This window comes from Cryobacterium sp. MP_3.1 (assembly GCF_035984795.1).
In the GTDB taxonomy this organism is placed as follows: Bacteria; Actinomycetota; Actinomycetes; order Actinomycetales; family Microbacteriaceae; genus Cryobacterium; species Cryobacterium zongtaii.
Genome location: NZ_JAXCHV010000008.1, coordinates 133,903 through 152,859, shown reverse-complemented (window position 1 = coordinate 152,859; position 18,957 = coordinate 133,903). Strand labels below are relative to the sequence as shown.

Annotated in this window: 21 protein-coding genes and 1 tRNA gene; 15 read left to right on the top strand and 7 right to left on the bottom strand. The window is 68.2% G+C overall.

Features of this window, described 5'->3' with window-relative positions:
* Window positions 1-205: 205 nt before the first annotated feature.
* The gene (locus tag RCH12_RS07740) at window positions 206-1,516 is read right to left on the bottom strand and encodes a DUF4032 domain-containing protein (RefSeq protein ID WP_103432241.1); all 1,311 of its coding nucleotides are present in this window, start codon (window positions 1,514-1,516) and stop codon (window positions 206-208) included.
* Between the two features lie 153 nt (window positions 1,517-1,669).
* A complete protein-coding gene (locus RCH12_RS07735) occupies window positions 1,670-2,767 on the bottom strand; it encodes an ABC transporter ATP-binding protein (protein ID WP_088457049.1) in 1,098 nt (365 codons plus the stop codon).
* 283 nt (window positions 2,768-3,050) lie between these two features.
* Between RCH12_RS07735 and RCH12_RS07730 the strand changes: the two genes are divergently transcribed.
* From RCH12_RS07730 to RCH12_RS07715, 4 genes are all read left to right on the top strand, one after another.
* Entirely contained in the window at window positions 3,051-3,968 is a 918-nt protein-coding gene (locus RCH12_RS07730) for a DsbA family protein (protein WP_327016535.1), read from the top strand.
* Between the two features lie 103 nt (window positions 3,969-4,071).
* Window positions 4,072-4,147, top strand: a tRNA-Thr gene (locus RCH12_RS07725).
* An 86-nt stretch (window positions 4,148-4,233) separates the two neighbouring features.
* Window positions 4,234-4,518, top strand: a complete 285-nt coding sequence (locus tag RCH12_RS07720; RefSeq protein WP_103430953.1) for a hypothetical protein — start codon at window positions 4,234-4,236, stop codon at window positions 4,516-4,518.
* Window positions 4,515-5,042, top strand: coding sequence for a nucleoside deaminase (locus tag RCH12_RS07715; protein WP_243399123.1), 528 nt, complete (start codon window positions 4,515-4,517; stop codon window positions 5,040-5,042). The genes RCH12_RS07720 and RCH12_RS07715 overlap by 4 nt, the downstream gene beginning before the upstream one ends.
* Window positions 5,043-5,058: 16 nt before the next feature.
* Here the strand turns inward: RCH12_RS07715 and RCH12_RS07710 are convergent, their stop codons facing one another.
* A complete protein-coding gene (locus tag RCH12_RS07710) occupies window positions 5,059-6,420 on the bottom strand; it encodes a chloride channel protein (RefSeq protein ID WP_327016534.1) in 1,362 nt (453 codons plus the stop codon).
* A 174-nt stretch (window positions 6,421-6,594) separates the two neighbouring features.
* Here RCH12_RS07710 and RCH12_RS07705 point away from each other — a divergent pair, with 174 nt between their 5' ends.
* The 4 genes from RCH12_RS07705 (at window position 6,595) to RCH12_RS07690 (ending at window position 8,985) form a co-directional block, all read left to right on the top strand.
* Entirely contained in the window at window positions 6,595-6,993 is a 399-nt protein-coding gene (locus RCH12_RS07705; protein WP_103430955.1) for a PLD nuclease N-terminal domain-containing protein, read from the top strand.
* A 32-nt stretch (window positions 6,994-7,025) separates the two neighbouring features.
* Window positions 7,026-7,649, top strand: a complete 624-nt coding sequence (locus RCH12_RS07700) for a sugar O-acetyltransferase (protein ID WP_327016533.1) — start codon at window positions 7,026-7,028, stop codon at window positions 7,647-7,649.
* 97 nt (window positions 7,650-7,746) lie between these two features.
* Window positions 7,747-8,721 (top strand): SDR family NAD(P)-dependent oxidoreductase, encoded by a 975-nt coding sequence (locus RCH12_RS07695; protein WP_327016532.1) that lies wholly within the window; start codon window positions 7,747-7,749, stop codon window positions 8,719-8,721.
* 57 nt (window positions 8,722-8,778) lie between these two features.
* A complete protein-coding gene (locus RCH12_RS07690; protein WP_327016531.1) occupies window positions 8,779-8,985 on the top strand; it encodes a helix-hairpin-helix domain-containing protein in 207 nt (68 codons plus the stop codon).
* A 108-nt stretch (window positions 8,986-9,093) separates the two neighbouring features.
* Here the strand turns inward: RCH12_RS07690 and msrB are convergent, their stop codons facing one another.
* Window positions 9,094-9,495: a peptide-methionine (R)-S-oxide reductase MsrB gene (gene msrB, locus RCH12_RS07685; protein WP_088457040.1), complete on the bottom strand. Its 402-nt coding sequence runs from the start codon at window positions 9,493-9,495 to the stop codon at window positions 9,094-9,096.
* 195 nt (window positions 9,496-9,690) lie between these two features.
* Between msrB and RCH12_RS07680 the strand changes: the two genes are divergently transcribed.
* The 5 genes from RCH12_RS07680 (at window position 9,691) to groL (ending at window position 14,028) form a co-directional block, all read left to right on the top strand.
* A complete protein-coding gene (locus RCH12_RS07680) occupies window positions 9,691-9,990 on the top strand; it encodes a DUF3263 domain-containing protein (protein ID WP_198415021.1) in 300 nt (99 codons plus the stop codon).
* Window positions 9,991-10,040: 50 nt separating this feature from the next.
* The gene (locus RCH12_RS07675) at window positions 10,041-10,601 is read left to right on the top strand and encodes a LytR C-terminal domain-containing protein (RefSeq protein WP_103430959.1); all 561 of its coding nucleotides are present in this window, start codon (window positions 10,041-10,043) and stop codon (window positions 10,599-10,601) included.
* Between the two features lie 224 nt (window positions 10,602-10,825).
* Window positions 10,826-11,029: a cold-shock protein gene (locus RCH12_RS07670; protein WP_088457037.1), complete on the top strand. Its 204-nt coding sequence runs from the start codon at window positions 10,826-10,828 to the stop codon at window positions 11,027-11,029.
* 156 nt (window positions 11,030-11,185) lie between these two features.
* Window positions 11,186-12,259 carry a DUF3048 domain-containing protein gene (locus RCH12_RS07665; protein ID WP_327016530.1) on the top strand — a complete coding sequence of 358 codons (1,074 nt, stop codon included), beginning with the start codon at window positions 11,186-11,188 and terminating at the stop codon, window positions 12,257-12,259.
* Window positions 12,260-12,399: 140 nt separating this feature from the next.
* Window positions 12,400-14,028 (top strand): chaperonin GroEL, encoded by a 1,629-nt coding sequence (gene groL / locus RCH12_RS07660; RefSeq protein ID WP_088457035.1) that lies wholly within the window; start codon window positions 12,400-12,402, stop codon window positions 14,026-14,028.
* 86 nt (window positions 14,029-14,114) lie between these two features.
* Here groL and RCH12_RS07655 read toward each other — a convergent pair whose 3' ends face one another.
* The 3 genes from RCH12_RS07655 to RCH12_RS07645 all read right to left on the bottom strand — a co-directional run bounded on the left by RCH12_RS07655 (window position 14,115) and on the right by RCH12_RS07645 (window position 17,061).
* Window positions 14,115-14,405: a WXG100 family type VII secretion target gene (locus RCH12_RS07655; RefSeq protein ID WP_088457034.1), complete on the bottom strand. Its 291-nt coding sequence runs from the start codon at window positions 14,403-14,405 to the stop codon at window positions 14,115-14,117.
* Between the two features lie 152 nt (window positions 14,406-14,557).
* Window positions 14,558-16,339 (bottom strand): sensor histidine kinase, encoded by a 1,782-nt coding sequence (locus RCH12_RS07650; protein WP_103430961.1) that lies wholly within the window; start codon window positions 16,337-16,339, stop codon window positions 14,558-14,560.
* 29 nt (window positions 16,340-16,368) lie between these two features.
* On the bottom strand, window positions 16,369-17,061 hold the full coding sequence (locus RCH12_RS07645) for a response regulator transcription factor (RefSeq protein WP_066597326.1): 693 nt from the start codon (window positions 17,059-17,061) through the stop codon (window positions 16,369-16,371).
* Between the two features lie 238 nt (window positions 17,062-17,299).
* On the opposite strand from RCH12_RS07645, the gene folP reads away from it, so the two are divergent.
* Window positions 17,300-18,208, top strand: a complete 909-nt coding sequence (gene folP / locus RCH12_RS07640; RefSeq protein WP_327016529.1) for a dihydropteroate synthase — start codon at window positions 17,300-17,302, stop codon at window positions 18,206-18,208.
* Complete coding sequence (locus RCH12_RS07635) at window positions 18,208-18,927, top strand: pyrimidine reductase family protein (RefSeq protein WP_103430963.1); 720 nt, start codon at window positions 18,208-18,210, stop codon at window positions 18,925-18,927. The genes folP and RCH12_RS07635 overlap by 1 nt, the downstream gene beginning before the upstream one ends.
* The last annotated feature ends 30 nt before the right edge of the window (window positions 18,928-18,957 follow it).

The following is an 18,957-nucleotide window of genomic DNA, read 5'->3' as shown; positions in this document are numbered from 1 at the left end:
TTCTCACCCGAAGACGGGTTTCCACTCGTTAACGAAGACACGGTCGTTGCAACTCCCAGAAGTACGGGGTGTTGCAACGACCGCTAGAACCCAAGCATCCGGAGGGGGCTTTTGGCGCTGGTGGGCACATCCGGTTCTCGCGAGAACGCGCAAAATGCCCCTTCGGACCTGCCGAAGGGGCATTTTGGCGCAACTCGAGGAGGAGCTAGACGTTCAGGCGCCAATCGTCGGCGTCGGCGCCGACCTCGTCAGACTCGAGCTCGTCGTCGTCGTCTTCCTGCACCTCGATCGGCGTGGTGGGCGGGTCGATGACGGTGGCCTCGTCGCGGCGGTGACGCAGAACATCCTGAACGTACGAGGTGACGGCCTCGGCCAGCGGGATGTCCCGGTTCGCGTTCTGCGCCATGTACCAGCGGTGGTCGAGCAGCTGGTGGAACACCTCGGCGGGCTCGAGCTTGCCCTTCAGTTCACGCGGGATGGCGCGCACGACGGGCTCGAAGACCCGCACCAGCCACTCGTGCGCCATCATCTCCTCGTCGGCATCGGGATTGCCGTAGGCGACCCCATAGGAGTCGAGGTCGTTGAGCAGGCGGCGGGCCTGGTTTTCTTCGGCGTCGAGGCCGGTCAGGCGCAGCAGCCGGCGCTGGTGGTGGCCGGCGTCGACGACCTTCGGCTGGATGCGCACCGTCGTGCCGTTCTCGTCGGTCTTGATCGCGAGTTCCTCGATGTCGAAGCCGAGGTGGTTGAGGCGTTCCACGCGTTCGGTGATGCGCCAGCGCTCGCTGCTGGCAAAGGACTCGGATCCGGTGAGTTCCTTCCACAGCAGCCGGTAGGCCGCGACGATGCCGTTGCTCACGTTGACAGGGTCGAGCTCGTCGGCCACGCGGCCGCCGGCCTCGAGGTCCATCAGTTCGCCGGCGATGTTCACCCGAGCGATTTCGAGGTCGTTCTCGCGCTGCCCGTTCGACAGGCCGCCGGGGTAGAGCTGCCCGGTCTCGGCGTCGACGAGGTACGCCGCGAACGCCCCCGCGTCACGGCGGAAGAGGGTGTTCGACAGCGACACGTCACCCCAGAACAGGCCCACCATGTGCACGCGCACCAGCAGCAGGGCGAGGGCATCGACGAGGCGGGTGGCCGTATCCGGGCGCAGGGCCTGGGAGTACAGCGCCCGGTAGGGCAGCGAGAACTTAAGGTGCCGGGTCACCAGCACCGAGTTGAGCGGGTCACCGTCTTCGTCGGTGCGGTTGGTGATCACCGCGAGCGGTTCGACGCAGGGAATCTCCAGGCTCTGCAGGGTGCGGAGCATCTCGTACTCGCGCTTGGCCATCTCACTGGTGGTCTCCTTGATGGCCACGACACGGCCACTGAGGTGGGCGAAGCGCACCAGGTGCCGGGAGAGACCCTTGGGCAGCGAGGCGATGTTCTCGTTCGGCCAGGCATCCAGCGGAACGTTCCAGGGAAGATCGAGCAGGGCCGGATCGGCCGTGGCGGAGGTGATGTTGAGAGAACCGCTCATGAGGAGCCTAACTATCGAAAAGGCCCGTCAGGGCCGCAAGCCGCCCCGGCCGGAATCGGAACGAAGACGAGGAAAAGGCGCCGGGGAACCCGGGCGCCGATATGACAAACTCGACCGCCGAAACTGCCGGCGGTCGAGTTTGTCGATCAGTGCTTAGTCGGTGACGGCGCCGCCGAGACGGAGGCCGGACTCTGCGTTGAACACGTGCAGGTGGTTCGGCGTCGTGGTCAGGTAGACGGTGTCGCCGGCCGACGGGTGCGAACGGCCATCGACGCGGGCGACGATGTCGGTGCGCTTGCCCTCGACGGTGGAGTGACCGTACAGGTAACCGTCGGCACCGAGCTCCTCGACCAGGTCGACGTCAACGGCGAGGCCTTCGCCCATCGTGGTCGACAGCTGGATGTCCTCGGGGCGCACCCCGATGGTGACCTTGGGGCCGTTGGCGCCGGACAGCGTCTCGCGGGAGACGGGGACCGTCGCGGTGCCGAACTTGATGCCGCCGTCGACGGCGTCGGCCAGGAACAGGTTCATGGCCGGGCTGCCGATGAAGCCGGCAACGAAGACGTTGTTCGGCTTGGCGTACAGGTCGCGCGGGGTGCCGACCTGCTGCAGGACGCCATCCTTGAGGACGGCGATGCGGTCACCCATGGTGAGCGCCTCGGTCTGGTCGTGGGTGACGTAGACGGTGGTGACGCCCAGGCGACGCTGCAGCGACGCGATCTGGGTGCGGGTCTGCACGCGCAGCTTGGCGTCGAGGTTCGACAGCGGCTCGTCCATGAGGAACACCTGGGGCTGACGCACGATGGCACGACCCATGGCAACACGCTGACGCTGGCCACCGGAGAGGGCCTTCGGCTTGCGGCTGAGGTAAGGCTCGAGGTCGAGCAGCTTGGCGGCTTCGAGAACGCGGGTGGCGCGCTCGTCCTTGTTGACTCCGGCGATCTTGAGCGCGAAGCCCATGTTCTCAGCGACGGTCATGTGCGGGTACAGCGCGTAGTTCTGGAAGACCATGGCGATGTCACGGTCCTTCGGGGGAACGTCGGTGACGTTGCGCTCGCCGATGAAGATGTCGCCGTCGTTGACCTCTTCGAGGCCGGCGAGCATGCGCAGCGAGGTGGACTTTCCACAGCCGGACGGGCCGACCAGGACGAGGAACTCACCATCGGCGACCGACAGGTCGAGGTGATCGACCGCGGGGCGGGTGGAACCCGGGTACAGACGGGTGGCCTTGTCAAAGGTTACTGAAGCCATTATTTCGTTATTCTCCTTCACCGGCAGGTACGTGCCGGACGATCCGTTGTGATGGGATTTATGTCCGGCTGACGTAGCGCCAGCGCAAGACCTCTCTAGTATGGCATGCCCGGGATGGGTGACCGCTGAATTGACAGCTCACCGCGCGCCGGAGGTACCCGGTGAGCCCGCAGTGAGCCCGCTGTGAGCTGCCGGTTGGTTATTTCCCAGACTGGGGTCCTACTATTTGGAGTGCTACCGCGCACAACCGCGAGCGCACCCCCTCAACTCGGAGCGATCATCCATGACAACTGGCGGCCCAGGCGACCCCCGTCCCTCGAAGAATCAGCGACGCGACGCAGCGCGCACGAAGGCAGCACAGATTCGAGTCGAGCAGAAGAAGCGGGATCGCCGCAACCGGGTGTTCCTGCAGGGCGGTATCGCCCTGGCCGCCATCGCCGTCGTGACGGCCATCGTCCTGATCATCGTCAACTCCGTTCAGCCCGCCGGACCGGGCCCGCGCAACATGGCCAGTGACGGTCTCCTGGTGGGCGAGGGCCTGACCGCGGTGACCACCCCCGCGCTGCAGCCGGATGCCGAGCCGGTGCCGTCCACCCCGGACGCCACCGGGACCATCGCCGACATCCGCGTCTACGTCGACTACCTCTGCCCCTTCTGCGGCACCTTCGAGACCACCAACGCCGAGCAGATCTCGCAGTGGGTCGACTCCGGCGCCGCCACCGTCGAGATCCACCCGATCTCGATCCTGACCAGCAAGTCCGCCGGAACCCAGTACTCACTGCGTGCCGCGAACGCGGCCGCGTGCGTGGCGGATTCCGCGCCGGACGACTTCCTGGCATTCAACTCGGCGCTCTTTGCGGCCCAGCCAGTCGAAGGCACCGCCGGCCTTAGCGACGACGAGATCAAGGAGATCGTGAAGAGCTCGGGTGTCTCGGAGAACCTCACCGCAATCAACGAGTGCATCGACGAGACCACCTTCAAATCCTGGGTTCTCGCCTCCACGGATCGGGCTCTGAGCGGACCGATCCCGAACTCGTCCTCCCTCGAAGCGATCACCGGGACCCCGACGGTGCTCGTGAACGGCAAGCAGTACGTCGGCGCCCTCGACGACCCCAAGGAATTCGCGGCCTTCGTGCTGCAGGCCGCCAGCGAGGCGTACTCCACCGCGACGCCGACGCCCACTCCGACGCCGGCCGGGTAACCGGTCGTTTCCCGGGCCGGATGCCGCGCCGACGCACGATTGCGTCGGCATCCGGTCGCCGGGTGATTTAGGATGAATGCTCGAGGCAGTTCGATCGCCTCATGCCGGCCTGGCGCAATTGGTAGCGCACCACTCTTGTAAAGTGGGGGTTACGGGTTCAAGTCCCGTGGCCGGCCCCATCTTCTCGGCACCTCGCGACGGCGCCACCCGGGCTACGATGTCCGCGTGCCGGCCAGTCTCAGTGCCGGCGGAATCGAGGATTCCCATGTTCACCCTGCACATCGAGCACTCCGTCGGGGACTATGACGCGTGGAAGCAGATGTTCGACTCTGATCCGCTCGGCCGTAAGACCGCCGGCGTCACCAGCTTCCGGGTCATGCGCCCGGTCGACGACAGTTCGGCGGTCCGGATCGATCTTGACTTCGGCTCCCGCACCGATGCCGAGAAAATGAAGGTGGCGCTGGAGGAACTCTGGAAGGGTCCGGGGGCTGCCCTGATGCGCAATCCGCGCGCCCTGCTCACCGAGACCGTGGAGGACGTCGCACTGTGATCGGATTCCGTCCGGACAGCGAGATCGTCGCCGACCCGACCCTGATCTCGGCAGCCGACGAGACGCACCTCGCCCGGGCCATCGAGGTGGCTCGTCTGGCGCGCGCGAACGGGAATCACCCGTTCGGCGCCATCCTGGTGGCCCGTGACGGCACGATCATCGAGGGCCAGAACAGCGTGGTCACCGCGGGCGATCCGACCGGCCATGCCGAGACCAACCTCGTTCGGCTGGCCAGTGCCCGGCTCACCAAGGACGACCTGCGCGCGAGCACGCTCTATACGAGCACCGAACCGTGCGTGATGTGTTCCGGCGCCATCTACTGGGCCGGAATCGGCCGGGTCGCCTACGCGCTGCCCGAACAGATGCTCGGCGAGATGGTGCCGGAACAAGGCGGCGAGGCGACGCTCGACCTGCCCTGCCGGGAGGTGTTCGCCCGCGGCGGCAATACCGTGATCGTCGCCGGCCCCGCCCTGATCGATGCAGCGGCCGCCGTGCACGCGGGATTCTGGGACCCCGCACCCTGATTGCGGACAGGCCGGGTCAGACCGTCGACGGGCCGGCGGAGGGGAGCGCGCCGCTCAGCCGCCGGCCCGGCGGCTCGGGTAACCGGCCGGTGATCACGTGCGCGACGACCACCGCCACGATCACCAGCGGCATCACGGCATAGGCGTCGCTGCTGAGCAACACCGTGGCCAGCAGCACACTGGTCAGCGGCAGGCGCAGCATCGACACACACATGGCGCCGATGCCCACCCCCACCGCCGGCACCAAAGCCATGCCGGGCAGGTGCGAGGCCGCGATCCCCACAGCGGCACCGACGAACATGGCCGGGAACACCGGACCGCCCCGGAACGCGCTCAGCGACAGGCCGTAGGCGAGCGCTTTACACAGGATCAGCAGCCCGACGGCGCCGAGCGGCCAGGAGGCCCCGTCATTGATCAGCGACGGCAAGGCCGACTGGCCGGAGAAGAGCACTTCGCCGGTGCCCTCCCCGGTCACCTGCGCGAACAACACGGCCAGGCCCGCGATCACCAGACCGAGCACCGGGGTCACCAGGAGCCGATGGGCGTGCACGTACGGGCGCACGATGCGGGCCAGGGCCCGGATACCCCACGCCAACAGCGGGCAGGCGACGCCGATCACCAGCGCCCAGAGGAACATGGCCGCGGTGGGGGTGGAAAACGACGGTAGGTCGGGGAGTGCGAGGGAGAACGTGCCCAGGCCGGTCCAGGAGTCCAGGCCCACGAAGACCAGGGAGCCGATGCCGGAGGCGAGCAGGCCGGGCAGCAGGCCCACTCCCAGCATCGCGCCGGCCAACCCGGATGCCTCCATCAAGAGGAAGGCGCCGAGCAGGGGCGAACCGAGGAGGGTGCTCACCGCCGCGAAACTGCCCGCGGAGGCGATCACCGCCACGGCCGACGGCGGTGAGTCCTTCTTGATCAGCCGAATCGCCAGGGCGCCCAAGCCGCCACCGAGCGCGATCAGGGGTGCCTCCGGACCGAGCACGGCGCCGAGAGCCAGGGTGGCCAGAGCGGCAAGCACCACTCCGGGCAGCTCCCGGGGTTGCGGGAAGCCGCCGGCCTTGAACCCTTCAGACGGCGGATGCCCGCTGGTGCCCGGCAGTCGCTGGATGCACAGACCCACCAGCAGCCCCGACAGGGCCAACAGTGGGAACGGCCACCAGAGCGGCACGTCGGCGAAGCCCAGAACACCGGGCAGTTCGGTGAACAGGTACTCCTGCAGCCAGTCGACCAGCGCGAGGAAGCCGTAGGCGGCGATCGACACCGGCACCCCGATGAGCCCGGCCAGCAACAGGAGGCGCAGGTAGCCGCGGGAGCGGATCACCGCCAGTGGGTCGGGCGATGGTTTCGCCGGCGCCGACGGGTCGGGGTGCGCGTCCATGTCGCGGTCCTCCTCGATCGGGTGGGCGTGCCGGCGTCCCTGTCCACGCTGGCCCGGACGAATCGACAACGCAAGGCCCCGCGGAACCGGCCGGGGGCGGGGTTGACCGGTCGCTGCATCCGGCCGTAAATGGGGGCTGGTCGGTCGAGCGCCCCGTTCACTAGGCTGACCGGCATGTATGCGCTGTTCTCCGCTGTGCTCCTGGTTCTCATCGTCGCCGCCCTCGTGGACATCATCACCCGGCAGGACGGCCAGGTGAAGCATCTGCCCAAGGTCCTCTGGGTGATGTTGGTGATCTTTCTCCCGGTGATCGGCAGCCTGCTCTGGTTCGCGATCGGCCGGGAGTATCCCGCCCCGGCCGCTCGGTCGAGCAGAAGCGCGCCCCGCCGCGGGCCCGCATCGGCCGAGGCATCCGCTGTGCTGCCCGCACGCCGGGTATCGAGCACCGAGGAGGAATTGGCCGCTCTCGACCGCGAGATCGACTTCCACGCCGAACAGGCCCGCATCCGTCGTCTTGAGGCCGAGCTGGCCGAACGACGCCGGCTGGCGGAGGGGCGTGAGTCGTCGGTCTGACGCCGACCCGGCAACGGGCTACGCTAGGGTTTGTGGTTACAGACAACAAAACACCTCAGGATTCCACTCGCTCCGAATTCGACAAGATGGTGGCGGGGGACTGGTACCGGTATCGCTCCGGTCCCGAACTCGCCGAGATGACGACGAGCACTCAACGCACCTGCCGGCAGATCACCGCGCTCTACGACGACGACCAGCCCGCGGCGCATGCGCTGTTCACCGAGCTGCTCGGCAGCGTCGGAGCCGGCGCGGACTTCCGGCCGCCGCTGTACCTGGACTACGGGTCCCGGCTGCACGTGGGCGCGAACACCTTCATCAATGCGGACTTCCTCGCTTTGGGCGGTGGCGAGATCACCATCGGCGCCAACGTGCTGGTCGGACCCAGCGCGCGCCTGTACACCCCGACTCACGCCGTCGACGTCGCGGAACGCCGCGCGGGCTTCGAGCGTGTCTCGCCGATCACCATCGAGGACGATGTCTGGCTGGGCGGCAACGTCGTGGTCTGCCCAGGCGTGACCATCGGCGCGGGCAGCATCATCGGCGCCGGCTCCGTCGTCACCAAGGACGTGCCGGCCGGGGTCATCGCCGCCGGCAACCCGGCCCGCGTGGTGCGCGAGATCGGGCCGGGCGACCGGGTCGGCCTGGGCGTGGTCTGACCTACGGCGCCGATCGGAGCGTTTGGGGGACCGCAGTACCCGGCCCCGGCCTGCTGACCTCGCAGGATCCCGCAGTGGGCGAGCGTACGCTGGAGCGATGACCCTCACGCCCCAGCACGCCCTGTCCACCGGATTCACCGCCCAGTCCACTGCGACCGAGGTGCTCGCGGGTGTCGACCTGAGCGGTAAGACGGCGATCGTCACCGGCGGCTACTCCGGCCTCGGCATCGAAACCGTCGCCGCGCTCGCCGCGGCCGGCGCCCAGGTGATCGTGCCGGCCCGGCGTCCGGAGGTGGCCTGGGCCGCCCTGGCTGCGCGCGGCCTGAACGCCGTGGCGGTCGAGGCCCTCGACCTGGCCGATCTGGTCAGCGTGCGCGCCTTCGCCGAACGCTTCGTGGCCACCGGACGCAGCCTCGACATCCTGATCAACAACGCCGCCATCATGGCGTCCGCCGAGGCCAGGGTCGGAGACGACTGGGAATCCCAGTTCGCCACCAACCACCTCGGCCACTACGTGCTCACCAACCTGCTCTGGCCCGCGCTGACGGCCGAGGGTGGCGCACGGGTCGTTGCCCTCTCCTCGACGGGCCACAAGCTCAGCAGCATCCGCTTCGACGACCCCGACTTCAGAACCGGCTACGACAAGTGGCAGGCGTACGGACAGGCGAAGACCGCCAACAGCCTCTTCGCGGTGCACCTGGATGCTCTCGGCGCCACGCGGGGCGTGCGCGCGTTCGCGGTGCACCCCGGCGGCATCATGACCGAGTTGCAGCGTCACCTGCCCCGGAAGGAGATGGTCGCCGCGGGTTGGCTGACCGAGAATGGCACCGTCAATCCGCTGTTCAAATCACCGGAGCAGGGTGCCGCCACCTCCACCTGGGCGGCCACCTCGCCGATGCTCGACGGGATGGGCGGCGTTTACTGCGAAGACTGTGACATCGCCGAACCCACCGAGCCCGGCAGCTCCACGGCCCGGATCAGCGGGGTCGACTTCCACGCCATCGATCCGGATGCGGCGGCCCGGCTCTGGGCGTTCTCGGCCGAGCTCACCGGAGTGAACGCCTTCGCCTGAGCCCAGCACCGTCCGGGAACAGTTGCGGCTCCGGAACCCGAATCGTAGGTTGGAGACATGGCTCAGGACGGTTCTGGCAGTGCGGATGCGGATGAGGCGGTCTGGCTGGCGCAGGGGATCCCTGCTCCAGCGCGGCGCGCGCTCGTGGCCGCCGGCATCCTGACCGTTGACGACCTGTGTGCGGCGGACCTTGACGTCCTCGCCCGACTGCACGGAATGGGGCCGAAGGCGCTGGCCCGGCTCCGTCCGCTGCGCGACGGCTGAGGTGCCCGGTGACCGCCCATCTGGTCCCACTACGGACAAGTGCACCCGGTGTGCCCGGTCCACTTGTCCGCACTGGTCACAGTCGCGGCCGCGGAGGCCGGCTCCGGCCTAGTCGACGGGAGTGAAGTTGAGCGAGATCGAGTTCATGCAGTACCGGTCACCGGTGGGGGTGCCGAAACCATCGTCGAACACGTGGCCCAGGTGCGAACCGCACGCTGCGCAGCGCACCTCGGTGCGCACCACGCCGAGCGACCGGTCTTCGATGAGCTCCACGGCCTCTGGCCGCACCGACTCGTAAAAGCTCGGCCAACCGCAGCCGGAGTCGAACTTCGTGCCGCTCTTGAACAGCTCGGCATTGCAGGCGCCGCAGGTGTAGACGCCCGAACGGCCCTCGTCGAGGAGCTCACCGGTCCAGGCGCGTTCGGTGGCCGCCCCGCGCAACACGGCGTACTGCTCAGCGGTGAGCTCCGCCTTCCATTCGGCGTCAGACTTGGTGACCTCGTAGTCCATGGTGCGTCCTTTCGATCCAGTCTCGGCAGAGAACTGCCTCCAGCGTAAACTCGGCCGGGGTCCCCGGCATTCCCGCAAGCGGCGCACCCGGTGATTCCCCAGCCGATTCCCACCCTCGACGCTAGCGGGTCCGTGTTGCGCGACAGGCGGCACCGGTCAGCGAAAACCCAGTCCGTGCCAAATAAGATGACGCGTATGGCGACCAGCGGGCACGACGAGAGCACGCGGGGCGCCGAGGGCTCCGTCGGGCTCAGCCCTCGTGACGAAAACCTGCTCGCGTTCGAGCGGCGACTGTGGTCACACCCCGGTGCCAAGGAACAGGCCATTCGCTCCGAATTCGGCCTGTCGGCCGCCCGGTACTATCAATTGTTGGGTGCCCTGCTCGACTCCCCGCTTGCCCTCGCCCACGATCCCATGCTGGTCAACCGACTGCAACGGATGCGTGACGCACGGTCGCAGGCGCGGTCGGCCCGAGCCATCCGCCCCATCGAGTAGGGAACCTCCTACCGTGTGTTCAGCCAAACGAGGATCGAACCAGACAGACGATGCCCACTTCGTACCCGAAAGACCGCTTCGATGACCTCCCGCACAAGCTCGACCGCGTGGGGGCGCACCGCGCACCAGCCAAGAAGGGGCGTCGCTGGGTTGCCGTCTGGTGGGCCCTCGCCGCGACCGCCCTCCTCATCGGGGTCGGCGCGATCGGTCTGACGGTCCTGAACAACCGGCTGAATATCACCATCCCCGGCATCGAGGCCGAGACCACGCCCGCGGAGCCCACACCGGAGCCGGTGCCCACCGCCGAGCCGACCACTGACCCCAGTGCGAGTGTCACGGTGCTCAACGGGACTCCGACGAGCGGGGTGGCCCGGTCGGTCGGCGACCTGCTCACAACCGGCGGCTGGACCGTCGGCAGCACCAGCGACGCCGACACCGAAGACGTCGTCACGACGACCGTGTACTACGCGGATGCGGCCCTGGAGGGCGCTGCACGCGGTGTGGCGGCTCTGCTGCCCGGTTCCGAGGTCCTGCTGGCGGATGACTTCGCGGGCTCGGATGCCACCCTCACCGTCGTCGTGGGCAGCGACTACGCGATGCCCGCCGGCTGACCCGGCCTGACGACTCCCTGCCCTACTGGGGTTGCCCTTCCCAGTCAACCCCCTATTGAGTTTCGCTCCCGTCACTAGTGTCTGCAGTGGTCGCTCATTTTCTCGACTGAGCGCTCTCTACCCGAGAGTGCTCATTTCGAGACGGTGGACGCAGCTTCTGCGCCAGGCCCGGTAGCACCAACGGGTGAGTGCCGAAACACAACACTGCAACAGGGGAGTTTCACATGGCGAACGGAACCGTCAAATGGTTCAACGCTGAAAAGGGTTTCGGCTTCATCACCGTCGATGGAGGTGGGCAGGACGTCTTCGTTCACTACTCCGCCATAGACATGCACGGCTACAAGGTTCTCGAGGAAGGCCAGCACGTCATCTTCGAACTCGGTACCGGAGCCAAGGGCCCGCAGGCCGAGTCGGTCCGCCCGGCGTAACCGCCAGGCGTCGAACACCACCCAGCTTCAACCAGCTGAGAACACCACGCACGTGCTCGATCACTGATCATCGGATGATCGGTCGATCACCGAGTGTCAGTCACGCCACCACCGTGACCGCCGGGCAGACATACCGGGCGGGCTAGGGTGTGTGGCGTGACTGCGTTTCGGATGTTCCCTGCTGCTGCCCGGCGAATCCGCTCCGGACGGCGGACGCCTGGCGGCGCTGCCCTGATCGGCGCGGGCCTCTGCCTGGGGCTGGGCTTGGGACTCAGTTTGGGGCTGGTCGGCTGCGCTGCGCCGGTGCCCGAAGCGACGGCGTCAGCGGCCCCGACACCGCAACCGGGCATCATGCCGCTGCGCGGGACGCCGGTGGACCCGTCCCGTGCCGAGCACCCGTCCCTGGCCGTGAAGATCGACAACCACCCGGCCGCCAGGCCGCAGCTGGGTCTCGAGCGCGCCGACCTGGTATTCGAGGAGCTGGTCGAGGGTGGCCTCACCCGCTACGTCGCCCTCTGGCACTCCGACGTGCCGGATGCTGTCGGCCCGGTGCGTTCCATCCGTCCGATGGACCCTGAGATCCTGAGCTCGTTCGGCGGCATCGTGGCGTATTCCGGCGGCCAGCCGCAGTTCGTGACCGCGATGAGGGCGGCTCCGCTGCTGAACGTGGTCTTCGACGACGATGCCGGAGGCCTGTTCGTCCGGGCCGAAGACCGGGATTCGCCGCACGACGTGGTGCTCGCCGCGGACGAGACCGTCACCCTGCACTCCGACCTCGCGCCGCCGCCCGGCCAGTTCGACTACGCCGACAGCGCCGCGGAGGCCACAGCGTCCCTCGCCGGCGATCCGACCACCACCATCGTCACCCGGTTCTCCGAATCCGGCGGGCGGGCCTGGGCCTGGGACCCGGCGGGCCCCGCGTACCTGCGCAGCCAGGACGGCGCTGCCGACCTGGACAGCACCGGTGCCCAGCTCAACGCCACCAACGTCGTGGTGCTGCGGGTGGAGGTCGATCGCGGCAGCGACGTGCCCCGCACCATCCTGACCGGGTCGGGCGCGGCCTGGGTGTCGACCGGCGGTTCGACGATGCCCGCCACCTGGTTCAAGGATGCCGCGGCCGCGCCGATCCGGCTGGCCGACGCGGTCGGGGCCACGATCGAGCTCGCACCGGGCAACACCTGGATCGAACTGGTACCCACCGACGACGGCAGCGTGGAACTGGTGCCGTAGGTCGGTCGGAACCCGGCACCGGCCCCCGCCGTTCACTTGCACTCTCGACCCCAGAGTGCCAGAATCGGTTTAGCACTCTGCTGTTCGGAGTGCTAACCCATCATCGTTTTGGTAACGTCCGGGAGGGACGAGAAACACATATGGCAAAGATCATTGCTTTCAATGAAGAGGCCCGTCGCGGCCTTGAGCGCGGCCTCAACATCCTCGCTGACACGGTCAAGGTGACCCTCGGCCCGCGCGGACGCAACGTCGTGCTGGAGAAGAAGTGGGGCGCCCCCACGATCACCAACGACGGCGTGTCCATCGCCAAGGAGATCGAGCTCGACGACCCGTACGAGAAGATCGGTGCGGAGCTCGTCAAGGAGGTCGCCAAGAAGACCGACGACGTCGCCGGCGACGGTACCACCACCGCCACCGTCCTCGCTCAGGCCCTGGTTCGCGAAGGCCTGCGCAACGTCGCAGCCGGCGCCGACCCGATCAGCCTCAAGCGTGGCATCGAGAAGGCGACCGCTGCGGTCATCGCCGAGCTCATCGCCAGCGCCAAGGAGATCGAGACCAAGGAAGAGATCGCGGCCACGGCCTCCATCTCTGCCGGCGACGCCGAAATCGGCGCGATCATCGCCGAGGCCATCGACAAGGTCGGCAAGGAAGGTGTTGTCACCGTTGAGGAGTCGAACACCTTCGGCACCGAGCTGGAGCTCACCGAGGGCATGCGCTTCGACAAGGGCTTCCTGTCGGCGTACTTCGTCACCGACCCCGACCGTCAGGAAGCGGTCTTCGAAGACCCGTACATCCTGATCGTCAACTCCAAGGTCTCCAACATCAAGGACCTGCTGCCGATCGTCGACAAGGTCATCCAGAGCGGCAAGCAGCTGCTCATCATTGCCGAGGACGTCGACGGTGAGGCCCTGGCCACGCTCGTCGTGAACAAGATCCGTGGCATCTTCAAGTCGGTTGCCGTCAAGGCCCCCGGCTTCGGCGACCGCCGCAAGGCGCAGCTGCAGGACATCGCCATCCTCACGGGTGGCCAGGTCATCTCCGAGGAGGTCGGCCTCAAGCTCGAGAACGTCACCCTCGACCTGCTCGGTAACGCCCGCAAGGTCGTCATCACCAAGGACGAGACCACCATCGTCGAGGGTGCCGGCGACGCCGAGGCCATCGCCGGTCGTGTTCAGCAGATCCGCAACGAGATCGAGAACACCGACTCGGACTACGACCGTGAGAAGCTGCAGGAGCGCCTGGCGAAGCTCGCCGGTGGCGTTGCCGTCATCAAGGCCGGCGCCGCGACGGAGGTTGAGCTCAAGGAGCGCAAGCACCGCATCGAGGACGCCGTTCGCAACGCGAAGGCAGCCGTCGAAGAGGGCATCGTCGCCGGTGGTGGCGTTGCGCTGATCCAGGCCGGCAAGACCGCATTCGAGGGCAAGGCAATTCTTGACCTCGTCGGCGACGAGGCAACCGGCGCGAACATCGTGCGTGTTGCCATCGACGCTCCGCTCAAGCAGATCGCGCTCAACGCCGGCATGGAGCCGGGCGTTGTCGCCGACAAGGTACGCAACCTGCCCGTCGGATTCGGCCTCAACGCCGCAACCGGTGAGTACGTCGACATGATCGCTGCCGGCATCAATGACCCGGTGAAGGTCACCCGCTCCGCGCTGCTGAACGCATCGTCGATCGCCGGACTGTTCCTCACCACCGAGGCCGTTGTCGCCGACAAGCCCGAGAAGAACTCGGCTCCGGCCGGCGACCCCTCGGGTGGCATGGACTTCTAAGTCCCGCAGCCCCTGCACTAACGCACCACCTCAGGCTGGGCGTCTCCTTCGGGAGGCGCCCAGCCTTTGTCGTATCCGGTGTCGGGCTACCGGGCGAACAGCCGGGCGTTGGCCTGCTCCACCTCGGCGTACTGCTGGCCGGCCTGCCCGAGCGCCTGGTTGAGTGCATCCGCGCTCTGTTCGACGTGCAGCTGCGTGGTTCGCCACGCCGCGACGGCCCCCTGGAACTGGGCCGACGCCTGCCCGGTCCAGGAACCCTCCAGCCCGGTGAGTTGACCGAGTAGCGCCGCCACCTCGGCCTGGATGCGGGCCATGGTGGCGCGTGCCGCGCCGGTGGTGGTGATCAATGCATCGCTGTCAACCTGGAACTGGGTCATCACAAGGCTCCGTCCGCTCGTATAGGGCGTCGGGTGACGCCCGCGGGCGACGCTACGGCGTGCGGGAAGCCGCCGGCGGCCCCGAGGCGGTGCGGGGGACAACCCGCCGCCTCACCGGGCTGGGGAGGAGCGGGCCCTGCCGCCGGCGCCGGTCAGTCCAGGGTCGGCGACGTGAGCGACTGCGGGGCGGCGGGTGACTCGGCCAGCGGGAACCAGACCCGGAAGGTGGCTCCGCCGCCCGGGGTCTCGACGACCTCGATCGAGCCGTTGTGGCTGGCCACGATGGAGGCCACGATCGCCAGGCCCAGGCCGCTGCCGCCGGTTTCCCTGGCGCGGGAGGTGTCGGCCCGCCAGAAGCGCTGGAAGATCTTGTCGCGGATCTGGGGCGGGATGCCCTCGCCGTGGTCGATGATCGAGATGGAGGCCCGCTGGTTGCGGCGGTCGACGGAGACCTCGAGTTCGACCGGGCTGTCGGCCGGGCTGAACCGGAGGGCGTTGCCCATCAGGTTGGTGATGACCTGGCGCACCTTGTTCTCTTCGGCCATGATCACCGCATCCAGCTCAGGCGGAGCCTCCACGACCTCGGGGGTCTCGGCGGCGGGAGTGGCCGCATCCGTGCGCCTGGGCCTGCGCGTGCGGAGGCGGGCGAGGGTGGCGCCGGCGAACGAGATGGTGCCGGTGCCGGATGTTTCGCCCTTGGCGGCCGCACCCTTGGTCGCGGCGGCTTTGGCTGCCGCGGGCTTGGCCGGTGTCCCCTCGGCGGCAGGGGTCGGCGAAGGGGTCAGGGGGGCTGGTGCGACCTCGCCGGTGGAGTGCGCCAAATCGATGGACGAGGCCGGGGCTTCCGCGTCGAACTCGGTGGGGTGGCTGGTCAGTACCGTGACCTGACGGCCGGGGGAGGAGGCCATGGCGTCCAGCGCGGCGTCGTGGGCGAGGGGCAGCAGGTCCACACGGGTGAGGACGAGGGGTTTGGTCTCATCCAGCCTGGCGAGCTCGAGCAGGTCCTCGACGAGACCGCCCATGCGGATCGCTTCCTTCTCGATGCGCTCCATGGCCTGGGCCACGTCTTCGGGGGTCTGCAGTGCGCCCATCCGGTAGAGCTCGGCGTAGCCGCGTACCGAGACCAGAGGGGTGCGCAGCTCGTGGCTCGCGTCGCCGACGAAACGGCGCATCTGGTCGATCGTGCGGGCCCGGTCCTTGAAGGCCCGGTCGATGCGGCTGAGCATGGTGTTGAGGGACCGGTTGAGCCGGCCGACCTCGGTATTGGGGGTGGCTCCGCCCAGCCGTTGGCTGAAGTCTCCGTCGGCGATGGCCGCCGCCGTACGCTCGGCCTCGCGCAGCGGCGCGAAGGTCGTGGTGACGAGCAGCCGGGTGAGCATGGCACCGACAAGCACCACGCCCACCCCGAAGCCGAGGAAGATGCTGAGGTACGTGTTGACGGTGTTCTGCGCCGATTGCAGGGACACGGCCATCAGCAGGGTGCCGTAAGTGCCGGTGGAGTTGATCACGAACGGCACCGCCACCGCGTGGAACTCGGTGGAGCCTTCCGCGTCGGACAGCTTCTGCACGGCGCCGTTCATGGCGATCACGCTGGGCAGGTCCAACGCCATGGTCACCGCGGGCAGGCTGGAGCGCGGGCGGTCCCGCCAGGTGCGGTCCTTCAGAACACCGTTCTGGTCATAGATCGCGACGAAGTAGTCGGAATCCACCCCGGCGGCGCTGCCGTTGGCCATCGAGTTGCGATAGTCCATCAGGGTGGTCTGCGCCTCGGTCTGCAGGCTGGCATCCACCTGCTGCACGACGTAGTTGCGCAGGATGACCATGGTGCCCACCCCGGAGACGAGCAGGCCGAGGGTCAGCATCAGCACGGTCACACCGGTGATCTTGGAGCGGAGCGAAATCCGGCTCCAACGGTCCATCAGGGCCACATGCATGGTTCCAGTCTATGGAGGGGAAACTGGGTCTATGCCTTGGCGGCCTTGAGCATGTAGCCGAAGCCGCGCTTGGTCTGGATCAGCGGCTCGCTGGAGTGCATGTCCACCTTGCGGCGCAGGTAGGAGATGTAGGACTCCACGATGCCCGCATCTCCGTTGAAGTCGTACTCCCACACGTGGTCGAGGATCTGCGCCTTGGAGAGCACCCGGTTCGGGTTGAGCATCAGGTAGCGCAGCAGCTTGAACTCGGTGGGGCTGAGCTCGATGGGCTGGTCGCCGACGAGGACCTCGTGGGTGTCCTGGTCCATGGTGAGTTCGCCGGCGCGGATGACCGCGTCTTCGTCGGCGTGCATGGTGCGGCGCAGGATGGCCTTGATCCGCGCCACGATCTCGTCGAGGCTGAACGGCTTGGTGACGTAGTCGTCACCGCCGACGGTGAGGCCGGTGATCTTGTCTTCGGTGTCGTCCTTGGCCGTGAGGAAGAGGATCGGCGCGGTGTAGCCGGCCGAACGGAGGCGTTTGGTGACGCCGAAGCCGTTCATGTCGGGCAGCATCACGTCGAGGATGATGAGATCGGGCTCTTCCTCAAGCACGGCGGAAATCGCCTGGGCACCGTTTCCCACGGCGCGCACGGCGAACCCGGCGAAGCGGAGGCTGGTGGTGAGGAGATCCCGGATGTTGGGTTCGTCGTCAACGATAAGGATGCGGGGGCCGTCAGTCATGCCCCTAGTATCTGCGCGTTAGCTGGTGCTTTCCTGTGAGTGGGCGGTATGTGCGCGGATGATCCGGTGACAGTGCTCTCGCCGTGTCGAGGTCGTCTTCCGCGGTGCGTCAGGGCAGACCAGCGCCGACTGGCGGATGAGAGCATAGCCTGGGAAGACCTGCTCGATCCGTCACCGGGCGCCGCCTGAACGCCCACCCGTCGCCGTCGCACCGCGGCCCAGCACCACAAGGAGTCAGATGGTCAACTCGCCCGACCCGACCGGGGTCATCCGGCCGCGGCTCGACGTGCCCCGGCGCCGCATGAACGGGCGGGACTTCGACTTCGCGCGGGAGGTGGCTGTGATGGCGGTGATCAACCGCACGCCGGACTCCTTCTACGATCAGGGCGCCACCTTCGCGCTCGATCAGGCCGTGGCGGCGGCACATCGGGCCATCGACGACGGCGCCGACTGGGTCGACATCGGCGGGGCCAAGTTCGCCCCGGGTCCCGCGGTTCCGGTCGCGGAGGAGATCAACCGCGTGGTACCCGTCGTCGCCGCCCTGCGGGGCACCGGCGTCGTGATCTCCGTCGACACCTTCGACCCCGACGTGGCCAGGGCCAGCATCAACGCCGGCGCGCACGTGATCAACGACACCACCGGTGTGCACGACCCGCGGATGGCCGAGGTCGTCGCGGACAGCGACGCCACGCTGGTGATCACGCACAGCCTGGCCCGGCCTCGCACGCCGTACCCGGCGCCGCAGTACACCGACGTCGCCGCCGAGGTGTCCGGCTTCCTGCAGGCCAGGGTGCAGCGCGCCCTGGACCACGGGATGCCGGCCGACCGGCTGGTGATCGATCCCGGGCACGACCTGAACAAGAACACCCGGCACTCCCTCGAGCTGACCCGCCGGTTGGCGGAGATCACCACGCTCGGCCTGCCCACGCTGGTGGCGGTCTCGAACAAGGACTTCATCGGCGAGACCCTCGACCGGGGCCGCGACCAGCGGGTGGAGGGCACCCTCGCCGCCGTCGTCTACTGCATCATGCAAGGCGCCCGCATCGTGCGGGTGCACAACGTGTCGGCCGCGGTGGACGCCGTGCGGATGACCGAAGCCATTCTCGGCTGGCGCGAACCGGCGTACCTGCGCCACAACCTCACCTGATGAGTGCCATCGATCCCGGCGACGTGCTGGCCCGCTACACGGTGCACGACAGGTCCGCCCCGCACCTGCGGGTGAACTTCATCAGCAGCCTGGACGGCGCCGCCACCCACGACGGCCTGAGCGGCGGGCTCGGCGACGACGCCGACAGGTTGGTTTTCGACACCGTGCGGATGCTCACCGACGTGATCCTCGTCGGTGCGGGCACCGTGCGCGCCGAGGGCTACGGCGGCATCCGGTTCACCGACGAGGCGGTGGCCTGGCGAGTTGCCCACGCGCTGCCGGAGCACCCGCCGGTGGCGCTGGTGTCCGGCCGGCTCGACCTGGACCCGGCGCACCCGGTGTTCACCGCCGCCGCCACCCGGCCGATCGTGATCACCCACGCCCAGGCCCCCGCCCAGCGCCGGGCGGCGCTCGCCGCCGTGGCCGACGTGTGGGTCTGCGGGGAGGCATCCGTCGACCACGCGTTGATGGTGCGCACCCTCACCGCGCGGGGCTACCCGCAGGTCCTCTGTGAGGGCGGCCCGAGCCTGTTCGGCTCACTGCTGGCCGCGGATGCCGTGGACGAGCTCTGCCTCACCCTGGCCCCGCTGCTGGAATCCGGCCGGGCAGCGCGCATCGCCGGCGCGCCGGACGCATCGCCGCGCCGGATGCGCCTGGCCCACGCCCTCCCGGCCGGCGACACCCTGTTGCTGCGCTACCTTCGCGCCCGCGAACTGTGAGTTGAGCCCCTGAAACTCGCGGGCGCATTC